Raw genomic sequence first — 15,671 nt, forward strand, 5'->3', positions numbered from 1 at the left:
TCAAATGTTTTGCAAAAAAATAAAATATTTTGTAAGTAATTGATTTTCAAAAAAACATCTGTAAAAGATGATTTAACATAAATACCCTTTTTAGAGTTATAATACTGCTTTTTGCAAGGTTTCTCTAACAAAAGCATTGAGAGATACGCCTATATTAGTAGCTTTTTCTACTACTTTGGCGTGTAGCTCAGGAGTAAGTCGTACATTAAAACTTCCGCTGTATGATTTATGCAGAGGCAAATTATTTTCTTTACAATGTTCGATATAGTCTTCCACTGCATTGATAAAATCTTCTTTTAATTCCCCTATGGTAGTTCCTTCGTAAGTGATTAAAGTGCCTTTATTCAGTCCCAGAACCTTACCATATAATGTATTATCTTGATGTTCTATTTCGATGCTCCCAATAAATCCTTTATGTTTGAGTGTTTCCATTTTCTTGTTGGTTTAAAAATTCATTTTCTGTTAGATAATTAACAATATCTTTAAGTGCTTTTTCTTTGATAATATTAGCAGGGTGCGGTTTGTGGGCTAAATATTGTATTTTCTTTTCAGCGTGATAAAATTTAACTCGTGAGCCTGATGTTTTCCCTTTATTACTTTTTACAAATCCCAAATGAGATAAAAGCGTTTCTAATTCATCAAAAGTAAAGTCTTTTGGTAAATCTTTTATTCGTTGTAATAGTTTTTCTTTTCTGCTCATTGGTTGTAACTAAATTTCAGTTGCAAATATGTAACAACTTTTTTAATTGTGCAAGTTTTTTGATAAAAATTTTTCAATATTTACAAAAAACTTACATTTAGGTCTTTTGTATCTTCTTGTTGAAGCTGTTGTATTTGATCTTCGGGATTCGTTATTCCAAAGCGTTGCATACTCTCTCGTTGAGACATTAAAGGCTTGTTGCCGTTCGCTTCCATTAAAGTACGTATCATTTCTGTATCGTCATCTATATCAAATGGCGTAATAATAGGTGTTATTCTTTGTTTTTTAATTTCTTTTTCAAAAGATTATGTATCTCCGTTATCACTAATAAAAGAGTTAGTAGCTAAATTTTATAAGTCAAAAATAAAAATATACAATTGATAACCAAGTGTTTATATTTTATATTTTCAATAAATTATCTCAGAAAAAATCATTTATTACACTAAACGGACATACAATTTTTTTTTTATCTCTTCTTTTTTTTCATCAATGATATGCCTAAATTCCTTTTTATTAATTTTTTTGTTTTCATAGTTAAAAGATTCATTTTTTAAATATATCTTTTCCCAGTCTTCTACCTTTCTAATAAGTTTATTATTATGTTCTTTTAAATTGGCTAAATTTTCATTATTTATACTTAGAGTCTTATCATCATCTACAAAAGTATGTTTTAAACCTAATTCATGTGCTATTTCATGAAAAACAGCCTCTATAGAAAAACTAAAAATCATAGCTGAAAATAGATAAATATCTTCACGAATTACATAGGCAGCTTTTTGTTTTATACTATCATCAATAGGACTGATAAAAATAAATATATACTTTTTTAAATCTTCTGGTGAAAAACGTTTATTTTCAATATATTGATTTTCTACTATGGATAAATATTTAGAACTATTTAAAATAGAATTATTTAAAAATACCCCTTGATGGATTAATTCTGTATCATTGATTTCTACTTCATCAATATCAAAATTAGCAGATAAATTAACTCCTATTTTAGGAAGTTGTCTCATCACTAAATTTTTAGTAAATTGATCTAAAGAATCATTTTCATTTAATTCTATCAAACATTCTATTCCCCTAACTAAAGTATCTTCTTGTATTTCAACATATTCATATTCCCCTACTTCATTTCCTTTCTCTCCGTGCCATTCTTCTTTGATGGTGAGTATAAGTTTTTCTTTCTTAAAATTAAAAATAGTAAAAAATATCCTAAGCTTATTGAAACTAATATAAGGACCGTACGGAGAGGTCTATATCCCCAACCCTCAATCCCAATATATAAAATTAATACTATACAAGGTATGATTGCAACTTTCTTTTTCCACGAAAACAAAATCGTAGTGAAAATTAAACTTATAGGGTATAAATAATTGAATATAAAATGAATTAATATGCCCCACGACAAGTCTCTTTTAAAAAGATAGTTTTTTTTATAAAAATCAACTCCTAAATTGTGTAGTAAAATAGCCGATAACCAAGCTATAAAAATAGACAATATACAATACATTACTTTCCTTGCCATAAGTGCTTGTATTTATTATATTCTACTTCTGTTAGAAAAACACCTAATTCTTTGGGAGAATAATCTGTTTTTAAAGGTTCGTAACTTTTTTTATATTCCTTTCCAAGAATAGTATGAGAGTATGATTTTTGAATAAATCTTTTTGATGTCCATATATTTGTTATAAGTGGTCAGAGTTGCAAAATTACAAAAAAATTAGAATTATGAAATATAACTATACTTGGAAATTATCAGAAACAAATTTTACCAAAGAAAAAGGTAAGGTTTTTAGTTGTTTTGCCTGTGGTGGAGGCTCGACAATGGGGTATAAATTGGTTGGTTTTGACGTGATTGGCTTTAATGAAATAGACCCTCGAATGGCAAATTTATACATCAAAAATCATCAACCAAAGTATCAATTTGTGGAAGCTATACAAGATTTTGTGAAATGGGACGAATACCCTGAAGAACTCTATCATTTGGATATTTTGGACGGTTCTCCACCGTGTAGCTCGTTCAGCGTTGCAGGCAAACGAGAACAAGACTGGGGTAAAGAAAAGCAATTCTGTGAAGGACAAGCCAAACAAGTGCTTGATACACTTTTCTTTGATTTTATTGCTTTGGCAGAAAAATTACAACCTAAAAATCGTGATTGCCGAAAATGTCAAAGGATTAACCATTGGTAAGGCAAAAGACTATCTATATCGCATTTTGTCCGAATTTGACAAAGCAGGGTACAAGGTAAATCGCTACCTATTAGACGCTTCAAAAATGGGAGTTCCACAGCGTAGAGAAAGAGTGTTTTTTGTAGCTGTTCGCAAGGATTTAGCTCATAAAGTAACGGATTTAGTGTTGAATTTTGACCTTTTGCCAATACCATTCAAAGCGATAAAAACTAATGAAAATACGACAAGTTTTACCGACCACGACCGCCGCATTTGGGACAACCGAAAACAAGGCGACCGTTCCTATTCCGATGTTTTAAAACGTATTGAAAACCGAGATAGTAATTTCAATGCTCGGTTTGTATATGATGATAAAGTACCTTCAACCATAGTAGCTTCGAGTGGCTCTAAAATGACACTTTTTAGCGAACCTCGAAAAATGAACCACACGGAACTGATTAAATGTCAATCGTTCCCATTAGATTATGATTTTGGTACAAAAACGTATTCGTTTGTGCAATATGTGCTGGGAATGAGCGTTCCACCCGTAATGATAGCTAATTTAATAAATGAAGTGTATAACCAATGGAAAAATATTTTTATAAATGAATGAAATAAAACGATTTATCGTACAAAGTAATACAATGGGAAACTTAGTGATAAAGCGAGTTTCCAAAGAGAAAGCAAAACAAATGATTATTGAAAATCATTACTCCCACAAGTGGAACAATGCAAGTTTTGGTTTGTTTAATTATGGGATATTTAGAGAACATTACGAAGCTGATAATGAGTGTTTAAGAGTAGCAGTTTATGGATATATGATGCACCCCAAGGCACATTATTTTACGCACCCAAATCCTATGGCAATGATGTTAGAACTCAATCGTATGTGGATAAGCGATGAGTTGGGTAAAAATGCCGAAACGATACTTATCAGTCGTTCGCTCAAACTATTACGAGAGGATTGTCTGAATTGTGTTGCGGTTCAGTCTTTTGCTGATGGGCGTTTAGGTTGTGGAACGATATATAAAGCAGCAAATTTTAAGTACTTCGGGGGTCATAAAACAACTTTCGTTAAAAACAAGCGTACAGGCGAAATCAACCACGAAATGAACTTCACCCGCATGGATAGCAAAAGTATCTACCTGCGTAATAATTTGGCATATTTGTTAGGTGATTTGGAGGTTTTTCAAGTAGATACTTATCGATACATTTTTCCGTTGTGCAAGCGGTTTAGGTATAACAAAGCACAGCAATCTTACCCTGCCTACAACAAAGGGATTACACCCATTAAATGGCAACGAGACCGCAAGCTCATCAAAGAACGGCTTATTAAGTTTATCAACGAAATTGAATAAAAAAAACACAGTTTTGAAGCCGTGTTTTAGAGTTTTATTGTATATTTGCCATACGATAACAAAATCCTCAAAAAATGTACATTTCATTTTGAAAATTGGTACATTTCATTTTGCGGAATATACATAATCTGTAAAATTCCAGCATTGTAAGATTTATCGATTTCGGATATTTCTATATTTTTACTACAAATTATAACCACTATAAAATACAGATTTTATGCTTGTTTTTTGATAAAATTATAAATAATTTCAATGACTGTCTTGTCAGCCAAAATACGTCTATGTCCTAAGCCTTGTGTTATGAAAAGTTCACTATCAGGTTTATTTTTATGAATGTTATACGCACATTTTACAGGGACATCAATATCATCTTGGTCATGAATAATTAATAAAGGTTGCTTGATATTTTTAACAGCTACAGATATTGAATATTCGTTAATTGACTCTTCCAATTTTTTATCTAAATAATTATGAATACTCTGCCATACCTCTTGATTCATCTGCATTTTTTTGACAAAATCATCAATAATATCTGTTACTAAATCTCCTCCGCTAATAGCAATAACCCAAGGAGTTTTAAAGCCCAAACGTGTTGCATTGATTGAAGACATTGCTCCTAATGAATGCCCTATTATTCCATCAAAAGTATAGTGTTTTCCTATTTCAAGAATACTTAGTACAAATTCTTTCATATAGGTTTTATTTCCTGGAGATTTTCCGTGACAAGGTGCATCAAAACTGATGATTTCATATCCTTTTGAAACTAAAAAATCTGCCAAAGAGAATAATTGTGTTCCTCGCCCACTCCATCCATGTACAAGTAAAATTCGTTTTTGTCCTTTTCCATATTTATATATATTGATTTCTTTTTTTATAGAAGGAATATATAAAAAATATTGTTGGCTATTTTTATCCATCGGATATTCTCGCTTTGGCATCGGAAATTTAAGAGGTTTAAAAAAAAGCCAGATAGCATATTTTGAAGACAATTTATTAGAAATAAGTTGTAAAAACTTTCCGATTTTTATATATAGTTTAGGAATTTCAATAGTTACTTTTGGGTTAGATGTATTATTCATAATAATTTTATTATATCAAAATTAAATAAAAAGAAAGAGGGGATTTCCAAATAAATCGTTCAAAAAAATGAAGCTGTCTTATTGCTAAGACAGCTCCCAAAACAAAAAATTATGAAAAAAAACTAAACTACTTTCCTTTCTCCATTTTATCTTTCAATTCTTGAAGAATATCTAGATCTCCTAAGGTTGATTTCTCTACGTTATTGGCTATATTCGAAGCAGCTTCTTTGGCTACCTTTTCTTCTTCTTCGCGGAAAATAGCTGTATGAGAACCAACTACTCGTTTGAACTCTTTATTGAATTCAATAATTTTGAAATCAGCTGTATCCCCTTTTCCTAACTTCTTACCATCTTCGGTTTCTAAATGACGTGTAGGAATAAAGGCTACGATATCTTTATTAAATTCAACAGTAGCTCCTTTATCAACAAGTTTGGAAATAGTACCTTTGTGAATAGTTCCTACTCCAAATTCTTGTTCATATTTGTCCCAAGGATTGGGTTCAATTTGTTTATGACCTAACGAAAGTTTACGTGTTTCAACATCTAATTCAAGAACGACAACTTCCAATTTGTCTCCTACATTTACAAATTCTGATGGATGTTTTATTTTCTTAGTCCAAGAAAGGTCAGAGATATAAATTAGTCCATCTATTCCTTCCTCTAATTCAACAAATACACCAAAGTTTGTAAAATTACGAACAATACCTATGTGCTTTGAACCCACAGGATATTTAGCCGTAATACCAGCCCAAGGATCTGGGGTTAATTGTTTAATACCCAATGACATTTTGCGTTCATCTTTATCCAAAGTAAGAACAACTGCTTCTACCTCATCACCAATATTAACAAAATCTTGTGCAGATCGTAAGTGGGTACTCCACGACATTTCTGAAACGTGGATAAGACCTTCTACACCATCTGCAACTTCAACAAATGCACCATAATCAGCAATAACAACTACTTTCCCTTTTACTTTATCTCCTACCTTCAAATCTGCTGGAAGCGCTTCCCAAGGATGTTTTTGTAATTGTTTAAGACCTAATTGAATACGCGATTTATTATCATCAAAATCAAGGATAACTACGTTTAGTTTTTGGTCTAATTCTAACACTTCTGTTGGATGATTGATGCGAGACCATGAAAGGTCTGTAATGTGAATAAGTCCATCAACACCTCCAAGGTCAATAAATACGCCATATGAAGTAATATTTTTAACCACTCCTTCAAGTACTTGACCTTTTTCAAGTTGCCCAATAATTTCTTTTTTCTGCTCTTCTATATCTGCTTCAATAAGTGCTTTATGAGAAACTACAACATTTTTGAATTCGTGATTGATTTTCACAATCTTAAACTCCATTGTTTTATTAACAAATTGGTCGTAATCACGAATGGGTTTTACATCAATTTGAGAACCAGGCAAAAATGCTTCTATTCCGAAGACATCAACAATCATACCTCCTTTAGTTCTTGCTTTAACAAAACCATTTACTATCTCTCCACTATCATGAGCTGCATTCACTCTATCCCAAGCTTTAATAGCACGTGCTTTACGATGCGACAGAATTAGTTGTCCGGCTTTATCTTCGCGAATATCAACCAAAACTTCAACTTTATCACCTACTTTGAGATTCGGATTATAGCGAAATTCGTTCAAAGAGATAACTCCTTCTGATTTGGCATTAATATCAATAATAGCCTCACGATCAGTTAAGTGTGTTACTACTCCCTCTACCAATTCATCGGCTTTGGTTTCAATAAAATTTTTATCAACAAGGTCTTCAAACTCTTTAAGTTTGTCTTCTTTTACTTCGTCAATTCCTTGTTCGTACTTGTTCCAATTGAATTCATTTAAGAATTCTTGTTGTTCTTTTGTAATTTCAGCCATTTTGCTGATCAAATTTGTATTCTGTGTGTTTGGTAAGAATATCGATAAACCACAGAAGTTGTTATTTTTTTATATTCTATAAAGCCTTTTGTCCTTACCTCATCTCTCAAAAGGCGGTGCAAAAGTACGGCTCTTTTTGATGAATTCCAAATTTTTAACACAGAAAATGTATAAAAATTTCTCTCAGATTAAGAGTACAATTTCTTATTTTCGTTGTCTAGATAATATTTTTAATCCCAAATATTGTTTCGTAAAAATATTTTATATAAATAATTGTTTCGTTTACCCAAAATAACCTGATTTATTTTCTTTAAACAATCAAATTTTACAGATTTTTTTCTAGCGAACAAAAACTCCTCTTCTTATCGAAAAAAAGGAGTTTTTGTTATTTAGTTTTGTTTTAAATTGGGTTTTATCCAAAATATTTTTTAGCAATTGCTCTTAATTGTGGTTCTATTTCTTCCAAACGTTGCAATAGAACAAACTGATTGCGAGCTCTGATGAAATTCTCTTCGGGATACGATATTTTGAAATACACATCGTTATTGAAATAATCGGTCAAAAAGCGCACACCTATTATAAAAATCATATATCGCGCTCCATCAACTATCATTTCTTTTTCTTTTGCTGTCATTACATCTTTCATCACTGAAAATCCTTTGCAAATAGCTTCAAAAAATTCTGTATTGAACTGAATTTTGGAATCATCAGGTTCATTTTCAGGAGTTGGACTTACCGAAGTTCGTACCAAATCGCCAAAATCAAATAACAAAGTTCCTTGCATTACGGTATCAAGGTCTATAACCTTAGCTATATTTCGGTCAGATTTACCAATAAGCACATTGTTTATCTTGGTATCATTGTGAGTAACTCTATAAGGAATAGACCCTTCTTCTAATCCTTTTTGTACATTTTCAAAAATCACTTTATGGTCTAAGGCATACTGATATAGCTCGGTAGCTTTTTGTATCCTCTCAGGTTTTGCTCCTTTGTAGGCTTGTTCCAAATGAGCAAAACGCATCATTCCATTATGAAAATTAGGAATTGTATCTTTGAGTTTTGACACATCAACATTGGCAAAAACTTTTCCAAAAGTAGCGAAAGCCTGTGCTGCTTTTTCAGCTTTCCAAGCCTCATCAACCAGCTCAAACGACTCATAATCAGCTGCAAACGGAACTGTTCGCCACAAAGCACCTGCTTCATCTATGCTATATCCACCATCGGTAGTTGGCATCATTTTCAGAATAATATCATTTTTCGGTTGTGTTTCCCAAAGCAAGAGAATATTATCAATTATATCAGGTGCTGTTTTAAATACCTGAACGTTAATTCCTTGTAAAACATATGAATCTTGGTCTGTTTTGACAAGATATGTCTGATTGATGTGTCCATTTCCGAAAGGTTCTACCGACACAACATTTCCTTTTAAGCAAAATTTTTCAGCAATTTTTCTTACATTTGTATTCATTTTATTGTTTTTAAATTGGTTAATTATATTTTTGAAGGATATTTCCCTTGTGATACCAGACGTTTTATTTCGTCTTGTACTAAGACCAAATCTTCTCGATAAGTCATTCCAAACCACGCATCATTATTGGGTAATACTTCTATTTTGTAGCCTAAATCATGAGCATGTTGAACAATAATTGGAATATAAAATTCAGATTTTGGATTTTCTTTATTTTTTTCGACAAATTCAGCAAAAAGTGGAATTGTTATATCGAAAACATCGTGCGAAAACCCCCAAAAATTCATTGACACATAGCTATTTATATCAAATTTTTGATTTGTTTCTTCATCCAAAGCTGTATTTTCGTCTAATTTACGAAATTTGGTAATTTCTTCGATGGATTGCAAATAATGATTTGCATCAACTAAACAGATGCCTCGCGAGACGGTCCCGTTGGCACTAAGCGTATTACGAAGTTTATATCCTGCTGAAAAGAATGTTTTGTCTTTTCCACTACGAAGTGCCTTTGCCATATGTACAAAAGCATCTTTTCCGTAGTAATCATCGGCATTGATAATCAAAAACGGATTATTTACTACACCTCTTAGGCACAACAGAGCATGTCCTGTACCCCAAGGTTTTTTTCGTTCAATTCCTTTGGGAGCTTGCTGATCTTGAAAAACGTATGAAATTTTTACGTTAGGGAATTTTCCTTCAAAATGTTTTTTTACTAATGTTTCAATTTCGGAACGAATAATCAAAACTACATCATCAAAACCTGCCTCCAAGGCATCATAAATAGAATAATCAAGCAAGATATTATTGCCATGAATATTCTCAATTTGCTTGTCTGAACCAAAGCGAGAACCAAGCCCCGCAGCTAAAATGGCTAATGTTATTTTCATATTAAATAAATTTTAATCTTTTTTCAGAGGTTAAAGGTACATTTTCCTGTTAAAGGAAGTCTTTTTACTATTTTTCACTTCAAATACAAATACTTTTTACGGAAAATAGATCATCTATTTTTACTTTTTTTTTGCTGAATTTAATTCAAAAAACTCTCAATAGCAAGTTCATAACTTTTCAGCCCAAAACCAATAATAATCCCTTTGGCTACCGAAGAAATATATGATTTATGTCGAAATTGCTCGCGAGCAAATGTATTAGAGATATGCACTTCTACCACAGGAGTTGTGATACTTTTTATAGCATCGTGCAAGGCGATAGATGTATGAGTATAAGCTCCGGCATTGAGAATAATACCATCAAAAGAAAAACCTATTTCTTGTATTTTGTTGACTAATTCGCCTTCAATATTACTTTGAAAATAAAAAAGTTCTATTGATGGAAATTTTTTTTTGAGTTGGTCAAAATACGCTTCAAAAGATTGATTTCCATATACTTTTGGTTCTCTTTTTCCAAGTAAATTCAAATTTACTCCATTGATAATTATTAGTTTCATACATTTTTTTTGAAAGTGTAAAAATACGTATTTTTAGAGAAAAAATAAAATTTTACAAAATAAAATTTTATTTTTTATTTTCAAATTGTTATTTTTGCTCTATGAAATGGGAAACAATTTTAAAAGATTTTCGATATTATTTGAAAATTGAACGAGGAATGTCTGAAAATTCTATCGTATCATATTCATTAGATATTGAAAAACTAATTTCTTATTTGTCTGATTTTCAAATAATTGAAACTCCTTCTAATATTTCACAAGATACCTTACGAGAATTTATCTATCACAATGCAAAACTGCTCAATACACGCTCACAAGCTCGACTGATTTCTTCTTTAAAAAGTTTTTTCAAATATATTATCTTCGAAAATTATCGAGAAGATTACCCAATGGAACTTATTGATGCTCCCAAAATAGGAATGAAACTTCCTGATACACTTTCGCTGGAAGAAATAGATACTTTAATTGCTGCTATTGATGTTTCAAGTGAAGAAGGACATCGAAATAGAGCTATTATCGAAGTCTTGTATGGTTGTGGGCTTCGCGTATCTGAACTTGTTTCTCTTCGCTTGTCCGATTTGTTTTTTGAAGAAGGTTTTGTGCAAATTACAGGAAAAGGAAACAAACAACGCCTTGTACCTATAAGCGAATATACCCAACAACAAATTTTACTCTATACAAGCAATCAACGGAAGAAACTCAATATTCAAAAAGGACATGAAAATTTTGTATTTCTCAACAGACGAGGCAAACAACTAACACGTGCTATGATTTTTACCATTATTCGCCAACTTGCAGAAAAAATTAATTTACAAAAAGTCATCAGCCCACATACATTTCGACATTCATTTGCTACACATTTGTTAGAAAATGGAGCAAACCTGCGAGCAATACAGATGATGCTTGGACATGAAAGTATCACCACAACCGAAGTATATATGCATGCTGACAAAACATATCTTCGCAAAATCGTGAATCAGTTTCACCCCAGACGATAAAAAAATTCGTAAAACTTTCGTTTTACGAATTTTTTTTATTAAACACACTATTTTCAAAATAGTTTATTCTTACTTTAATTGAAACTCAGTTGTTCCAATTTCACGAAGTTGTTCATCAAATACTTTAACTGTATAAAGACCTCCTTCAAAACGAGTATCTTTGTTCGGTTTAGAAATATATTCACAAACATCAACTGGTTTTTTCTCATAAACGAAACGTGACGTAGTTGTATAATTAACTGTTTTATCTCCTACAGAAACTGTTTCATTTTTACCAAGCGTAACCCCAGAAGGACTAAGTACTTGTACGTAAAAAAAGCGGTCTCCCTCAGGTGCAATACGATTTACTGCTACTGTATAGCAAATTCGTATTTTATCCGAAGCTCTGGAACGCTCTGTTGATACATAACGACCTCCTGATCGCTCTTTAACTCCTTCTACTTCAAATTTTCTCAATACTAAAACAGAACCTTCTTCAATGGTTTTTGACATTTCGGTATTTCTTTGAGAAACCGAATCAAGCATTGAAGTTCTTACATTCAACACATTGGCTGTACTATCACGCTCTTGTGTAATCAAAACATTAGATCTGCGCAATGAATCGTTGATAGCTAACAATTTAGTACGCTCATCTTTAAGCACTTGTACCTGCTGACGATATTTCCAAAGAGCCGCCACATCGGCTTTTGCAGACTTCAAAGAGTCAATATAAGCTGATATACGTTGCTTTGCTTGTTCTAATTCTTCTGCGTTTCGTCCTGAGGTTTCAATTGCTTCATCATAATCTTTTTTGAGCAAATTCAATTCATCAATAATTTGATTTTTTTGCTCTGCAAATTGTGATTCATTCTTTTGATTCTTCTGATACAATGTAAAAGTAAAGAATCCTAATCCTGCCAATACAAGCAGTAATAAAACGCTTAATAGTCCTCCTCCTTTTTTGGAAGTTTGATTCAATTTTTCGCTCATAAAATTGTTATTTTAATTATTAGACAGGGCAAACTTACAAATTTCTATTTTAACAACAAACCATAAAATTAAATTTGTTATTTTTTTAACAAATAACTCCACTTCCTATAAGCTCATCATTTTGATACCAAACAGCGAATTGTCCCTCAGTAATGGCACTTTGTGGTTCTTCAAAATGAATATACAATCCATTCTCAACCTTGAACAAAGTTGCTTTTTGCAAAGGTTGTCGATATCGGATACGAACCAAAACAGACCGATTTTCTCCATTTTTCAAAACTAAATCAGGGCGTACCCAGTGTACATCGGCTTCTTTTATAAATAATGCAGAGCGAAATAATCCACGATGCTGATGTCCCTCACCTACATAGATGATATTTTCTTTTACATCGGTTTCAATAACAAACAAAGGTTCAGGAGTACCTCCTACATGTAGTCCCTTGCGCTGTCCTTTAGTAAAATAATGAGCTCCTTGATGCTTTCCAACTACTTTTCCGTCTGTTCTCTTATATAAAAATCGTTGCGAACGAAATGCTAATTCATTCTCATAACATTCAAAAGACATCTGTTTGTCTTTCTGTATATACCCTTCCCAAGAGGAAGGTATTTGAACAATATCACCTTCTTTGGGAAGTAATTTTTGTTGTAAAAATTCGGGCAGACGCACTTTTCCAACAAAACAAAGTCCTTGCGAATCTTTCTTTTCGGCAGTAATCAAATCTTGTTCTTTGGCAATAGCTCTCACTTGCGATTTTTGCAAATCTCCTATTGGAAAAAGAGCTTTACTGAGTTGTTCTTGTGATAATTGACACAAAAAATAAGATTGATCTTTGTTTGTATCTTTGCCTGAAAGAAGCCGATAGACAGATTTTCCCTTTACAAGAATTTCTTCTTTTCGGCAATAATGCCCCGTGGCTACAAAATCAGCTCCTAAACTAAGTGCTAATTTCATAAAGACATCGAACTTTATTTCTCTGTTACACAATACGTCAGGATTAGGTGTACGACCGTTTTCATATTCACTAAACATATAATCGACAATACGTTGTTTGTATGGTTCGCTCATATCAATAGTCTGAAAAGGAATACCTAATTTTTCGGCAACCAAAAGAGCATCATTACTATCTTCAAGCCACGGACATTCGTTGGAAATAGTTACCGAATCGTCATGCCAATTCTTCATAAACAACCCTATAACTTCGTATCCTTGCTGTTGTAGTAAATATGCAGCAACACTACTATCCACACCACCAGAAAGCCCTACTACTACTTTTTTCATTGATTTTTATTTTGTATAAATACAAGTTCATACTAATTTTAAAAATAGACCTTTAACTAACTTAGCCAAAGTTAGATACTTTGGCTAAGTCTTGAAATTTCTAAAATATATAAAAATAATTCTTCTTTTTTTAATAAATTTCTTTTACTTCCAAATCATCATAACGTACAATATATACACCTTGATTTTCATAACCTCCTCCTTTGAAAGAATTTTTAATATACCGAAACTTATTTTCTTGATACGAAGTTTCACTAATAGATGAGGTTGCTCCAATGAAATCTCCTGAAATACTTGCTCGTAAAACAGCATCCATCGTTAAATCAAAACCACGAAAAGCATATCTGCTCGGAGAAATTTTGTATGTATCATAATATTTACGAATAAAAGCATTGGTTTCTCCCGCATATTTATTAATAGAAGGATAAGTAAATTTTAATGCTGAAAGTTGTGTATTGGAAATACTATCATGGTCATAAGCCTCTCCTTTACTAAGTGTAGCCATAATTACGTTAAAAGTAGGTGTTTTTTGACCTATTCCAGAAGTATTATACAAAATACGAATAACATCAGAGAGAAAAACCACATCATCTGACGAAACAAAAACGATGTTGGTACGTTCTTTTACAAAAGCATTTCTAATAGCATTGATATTATCAACTACTTTAGCATCAGAAAATGAAGAAGCTAACTTTTCATTAAGGTCTTTGTTCTTTCCATCAGCAAGTAAAACAATATTAGCATCGGGGTACTTTTGATTGATGAATTGAATCATTTTCTGTTGCTGGTTTTCAATAGTAGGAACCGTTTGAAAAACATTGGGTCTTAGCTCTATATTTCGATTGGTAATTGGAGCAAGTAGAGCAACATTAGAACTCTGGATAATTTCAGATAATTTATTAAACTCAGGAGCTAAGAAAGGACCTATAATTACCTGTGATTGTTTTAGGGATTCACTACTGGCAAGTGCATTGACTCCTTGTACAGTTCCCTGACTATCATATACATTTACATTGAGAGAAAAACCAAGTTTTTGCAATGAATCAATTGCCATCAATGCTCCTGAATAGAAATCAGTTGTTATACCTGTTATTTTGTCTTTTTGTAGTTTATTTTTCATATCTGAAATACTTCCCGAAGAAATATTACCTAATTTGAAAGGTAATACAAATGAAATATTTTTAACCTGAGTCGGACGCATATTTGTTCGCAAATACTCATTAGAATCGCATACAGCACTCTGAGTAAGTCCGCCCAAAGTAGCGCTATATTCCATAAAATTATCTTTGGGAATCCAGATTTGAGCTTCTAACTTTATACCATCTTTTAGTTCTGGATTGAGTGCAATCAATTCTTTTTCTGAAAGATTGAACTTGCGTTCTAAACTCATAAAACCTTCTCCTTTTTCAACCTGATAAAGCACCAAAGTTCTCTCAGAAGTTGTTGTATTTTGTAAAAGATTTGATTTCCCTGAAGGCACCCATATTTCCATTCCTTCTTTTAATACTTCGGGTAAATTGGAATTTAGTTTTTCCAACTCCTCTTGGCTAATTCCGTGATTTTGAGCAATTCGCCACTTTCCTTCCTTGGGTTTTACCACATATTTGGTAAGTCCTTCTTTTCCTTTGGTTACCCCAGTCGGTTCATTTTGTCCGTTATATACAGGAATTGTAAGCTCCTGTCCTATTTGTAATTCTTTGGAATACAACACAATATTATATCTTCGCAAATCATCTTGGCTTATCTGATATGCTTGAGCTATTCCGTACAGTGTTTCTTTTTCTTTCGCTGTATGATATTTGAATCCCGAAGGTTGTTTAGTACTATAATACACTACTTTACTATTAGGAATTACAAGCATCATTCCCTTTTTGAGTCCTGTTTCCAAAGCAGGATTTAGATTTTTTATATCATTAGGCGATACACGGAAAATTTTAGCAATAGATTCCAAAGTATCGTTTTCTTTCACTACATAACTATTGTGCTGCTGTGCCCAGATAACACTGCTAGTACTTATCAATAGTGCAAAAATTATTTTTCGTATCATGTTGATTGTTTTACCACATTTCAGGGCGTAAAAGTACAACTTTTTTTTAAAATCCAAAAATGGAATATTTTTTAATTGTATATCCGTAATCACTCATAAGCTGTAATATTGGCTAAAACCAATCTGTCAAATAAATGCTCTGCAAAGTAACGACGATTGAGCTTGTAAACAAATTCGTCTAAGTATAATTGTAAATACTTCCGTTTGATTTTGTGATAGTTACATAATAAATTCCGCTTGGCATTACTGATAACAATATGCACCCATTTCAA

General features: G+C 32.1%; 18 protein-coding genes. 5 read left to right on the forward strand and 13 right to left on the reverse strand.

Features of this window, described 5'->3' with window-relative positions:
- Nucleotides 1–96: 96 nt before the first annotated feature.
- The 4 genes from OO775_RS00735 to OO775_RS00750 all read right to left on the reverse strand — a co-directional run bounded on the left by OO775_RS00735 (nucleotide 97) and on the right by OO775_RS00750 (nucleotide 1,770).
- Nucleotides 97–432, reverse strand: coding sequence for a type II toxin-antitoxin system HicB family antitoxin (locus OO775_RS00735; protein WP_264845086.1), 336 nt, complete (start codon nucleotides 430–432; stop codon nucleotides 97–99).
- Nucleotides 413–700: a type II toxin-antitoxin system HicA family toxin gene (locus tag OO775_RS00740; RefSeq protein ID WP_264845087.1), complete on the reverse strand. Its 288-nt coding sequence runs from the start codon at nucleotides 698–700 to the stop codon at nucleotides 413–415. Before OO775_RS00740 ends, OO775_RS00735 begins: the two co-directional genes overlap by 20 nt.
- Nucleotides 701–780: 80 nt before the next feature.
- Entirely contained in the window at nucleotides 781–930 is a 150-nt protein-coding gene (locus tag OO775_RS00745; RefSeq protein ID WP_264845088.1) for a hypothetical protein, read from the reverse strand.
- A 207-nt stretch (nucleotides 931–1,137) separates the two neighbouring features.
- Nucleotides 1,138–1,770: a hypothetical protein gene (locus OO775_RS00750; RefSeq protein ID WP_264845089.1), complete on the reverse strand. Its 633-nt coding sequence runs from the start codon at nucleotides 1,768–1,770 to the stop codon at nucleotides 1,138–1,140.
- A 387-nt stretch (nucleotides 1,771–2,157) separates the two neighbouring features.
- On the opposite strand from OO775_RS00750, the gene OO775_RS00755 reads away from it, so the two are divergent.
- The 4 genes from OO775_RS00755 to OO775_RS00770 all read left to right on the forward strand — a co-directional run bounded on the left by OO775_RS00755 (nucleotide 2,158) and on the right by OO775_RS00770 (nucleotide 4,230).
- Nucleotides 2,158–2,340, forward strand: a complete 183-nt coding sequence (locus tag OO775_RS00755; RefSeq protein WP_264845090.1) for a hypothetical protein — start codon at nucleotides 2,158–2,160, stop codon at nucleotides 2,338–2,340.
- Nucleotides 2,341–2,431: 91 nt separating this feature from the next.
- Nucleotides 2,432–2,893, forward strand: a complete 462-nt coding sequence (locus tag OO775_RS00760; RefSeq protein WP_264845091.1) for a DNA cytosine methyltransferase — start codon at nucleotides 2,432–2,434, stop codon at nucleotides 2,891–2,893.
- Nucleotides 2,856–3,485, forward strand: coding sequence for a DNA cytosine methyltransferase (locus tag OO775_RS00765; protein ID WP_264845092.1), 630 nt, complete (start codon nucleotides 2,856–2,858; stop codon nucleotides 3,483–3,485). Before OO775_RS00760 ends, OO775_RS00765 begins: the two co-directional genes overlap by 38 nt.
- On the forward strand, nucleotides 3,478–4,230 hold the full coding sequence (locus OO775_RS00770) for a Mom family adenine methylcarbamoylation protein (RefSeq protein ID WP_264845093.1): 753 nt from the start codon (nucleotides 3,478–3,480) through the stop codon (nucleotides 4,228–4,230). Before OO775_RS00765 ends, OO775_RS00770 begins: the two co-directional genes overlap by 8 nt.
- Nucleotides 4,231–4,445: 215 nt before the next feature.
- On the opposite strand, the gene OO775_RS00775 is transcribed toward OO775_RS00770, so the two are convergent.
- From OO775_RS00775 to aroQ, 5 genes are all read right to left on the reverse strand, one after another.
- Complete coding sequence (locus OO775_RS00775) at nucleotides 4,446–5,309, reverse strand: alpha/beta hydrolase family protein (RefSeq protein ID WP_264845094.1); 864 nt, start codon at nucleotides 5,307–5,309, stop codon at nucleotides 4,446–4,448.
- Between the two features lie 127 nt (nucleotides 5,310–5,436).
- Nucleotides 5,437–7,194: a 30S ribosomal protein S1 gene (rpsA, locus tag OO775_RS00780; protein WP_264845095.1), complete on the reverse strand. Its 1,758-nt coding sequence runs from the start codon at nucleotides 7,192–7,194 to the stop codon at nucleotides 5,437–5,439.
- Between the two features lie 412 nt (nucleotides 7,195–7,606).
- Nucleotides 7,607–8,662: a phosphotransferase gene (locus tag OO775_RS00785; protein ID WP_264845096.1), complete on the reverse strand. Its 1,056-nt coding sequence runs from the start codon at nucleotides 8,660–8,662 to the stop codon at nucleotides 7,607–7,609.
- A 23-nt stretch (nucleotides 8,663–8,685) separates the two neighbouring features.
- Nucleotides 8,686–9,549, reverse strand: a complete 864-nt coding sequence (locus OO775_RS00790; protein ID WP_264845097.1) for a nucleotidyltransferase family protein — start codon at nucleotides 9,547–9,549, stop codon at nucleotides 8,686–8,688.
- Between the two features lie 140 nt (nucleotides 9,550–9,689).
- Nucleotides 9,690–10,106: a type II 3-dehydroquinate dehydratase gene (aroQ, locus tag OO775_RS00795; RefSeq protein ID WP_264845098.1), complete on the reverse strand. Its 417-nt coding sequence runs from the start codon at nucleotides 10,104–10,106 to the stop codon at nucleotides 9,690–9,692.
- Between the two features lie 101 nt (nucleotides 10,107–10,207).
- On the opposite strand from aroQ, the gene OO775_RS00800 reads away from it, so the two are divergent.
- Nucleotides 10,208–11,104 carry a site-specific tyrosine recombinase gene (locus tag OO775_RS00800; RefSeq protein ID WP_264845099.1) on the forward strand — a complete coding sequence of 299 codons (897 nt, stop codon included), beginning with the start codon at nucleotides 10,208–10,210 and terminating at the stop codon, nucleotides 11,102–11,104.
- Nucleotides 11,105–11,173: 69 nt separating this feature from the next.
- Here the strand turns inward: OO775_RS00800 and OO775_RS00805 are convergent, their stop codons facing one another.
- From OO775_RS00805 to OO775_RS00820, 4 genes are all read right to left on the reverse strand, one after another.
- Nucleotides 11,174–12,073, reverse strand: a complete 900-nt coding sequence (locus OO775_RS00805; protein ID WP_264845100.1) for a DUF8428 domain-containing protein — start codon at nucleotides 12,071–12,073, stop codon at nucleotides 11,174–11,176.
- A gap of 85 nt (nucleotides 12,074–12,158) precedes the next feature.
- Nucleotides 12,159–13,352: a tRNA 2-thiouridine(34) synthase MnmA gene (gene mnmA / locus OO775_RS00810; RefSeq protein WP_264845101.1), complete on the reverse strand. Its 1,194-nt coding sequence runs from the start codon at nucleotides 13,350–13,352 to the stop codon at nucleotides 12,159–12,161.
- Nucleotides 13,353–13,482: 130 nt separating this feature from the next.
- Entirely contained in the window at nucleotides 13,483–15,399 is a 1,917-nt protein-coding gene (locus OO775_RS00815) for a LysM peptidoglycan-binding domain-containing protein (protein WP_264845102.1), read from the reverse strand.
- An 89-nt stretch (nucleotides 15,400–15,488) separates the two neighbouring features.
- Nucleotides 15,489–15,671 (reverse strand): transposase (locus OO775_RS00820; RefSeq protein WP_264845103.1); only part of this gene is annotated, 183 nt, incomplete at its 5' end.

Origin of the sequence: Capnocytophaga catalasegens (genome assembly GCF_026005215.1) — a bacterium.
In the GTDB taxonomy this organism is placed as follows: Bacteria; Bacteroidota; Bacteroidia; order Flavobacteriales; family Flavobacteriaceae; genus Capnocytophaga; species Capnocytophaga catalasegens.

What these genes read in the sequence shown, in the direction of transcription:
- OO775_RS00815 (WP_264845102.1), bottom strand. Translation starts at nt 15,399, where the DNA reads ATGATACGAAAAATAATTTTTGCACTATTGATAAGTACTAGCAGTGTT.
- OO775_RS00770 (WP_264845093.1), top strand. Translation starts at nt 3,478, where the DNA reads ATGAATGAAATAAAACGATTTATCGTACAAAGTAATACAATGGGAAAC.
- mnmA (WP_264845101.1), bottom strand. Translation starts at nt 13,352, where the DNA reads ATGAAAAAAGTAGTAGTAGGGCTTTCTGGTGGTGTGGATAGTAGTGTT.
- OO775_RS00760 (WP_264845091.1), top strand. Translation starts at nt 2,432, where the DNA reads ATGAAATATAACTATACTTGGAAATTATCAGAAACAAATTTTACCAAA.
- rpsA (WP_264845095.1), bottom strand. Translation starts at nt 7,194, where the DNA reads ATGGCTGAAATTACAAAAGAACAACAAGAATTCTTAAATGAATTCAAT.
- OO775_RS00785 (WP_264845096.1), bottom strand. Translation starts at nt 8,662, where the DNA reads ATGAATACAAATGTAAGAAAAATTGCTGAAAAATTTTGCTTAAAAGGA.
- OO775_RS00800 (WP_264845099.1), top strand. Translation starts at nt 10,208, where the DNA reads ATGAAATGGGAAACAATTTTAAAAGATTTTCGATATTATTTGAAAATT.
- aroQ (WP_264845098.1), bottom strand. Translation starts at nt 10,106, where the DNA reads ATGAAACTAATAATTATCAATGGAGTAAATTTGAATTTACTTGGAAAA.
- OO775_RS00775 (WP_264845094.1), bottom strand. Translation starts at nt 5,309, where the DNA reads ATGAATAATACATCTAACCCAAAAGTAACTATTGAAATTCCTAAACTA.
- OO775_RS00735 (WP_264845086.1), bottom strand. Translation starts at nt 432, where the DNA reads ATGGAAACACTCAAACATAAAGGATTTATTGGGAGCATCGAAATAGAA.
- OO775_RS00740 (WP_264845087.1), bottom strand. Translation starts at nt 700, where the DNA reads ATGAGCAGAAAAGAAAAACTATTACAACGAATAAAAGATTTACCAAAA.
- OO775_RS00790 (WP_264845097.1), bottom strand. Translation starts at nt 9,549, where the DNA reads ATGAAAATAACATTAGCCATTTTAGCTGCGGGGCTTGGTTCTCGCTTT.
- OO775_RS00805 (WP_264845100.1), bottom strand. Translation starts at nt 12,073, where the DNA reads ATGAGCGAAAAATTGAATCAAACTTCCAAAAAAGGAGGAGGACTATTA.
- OO775_RS00745 (WP_264845088.1), bottom strand. Translation starts at nt 930, where the DNA reads ATGATACGTACTTTAATGGAAGCGAACGGCAACAAGCCTTTAATGTCT.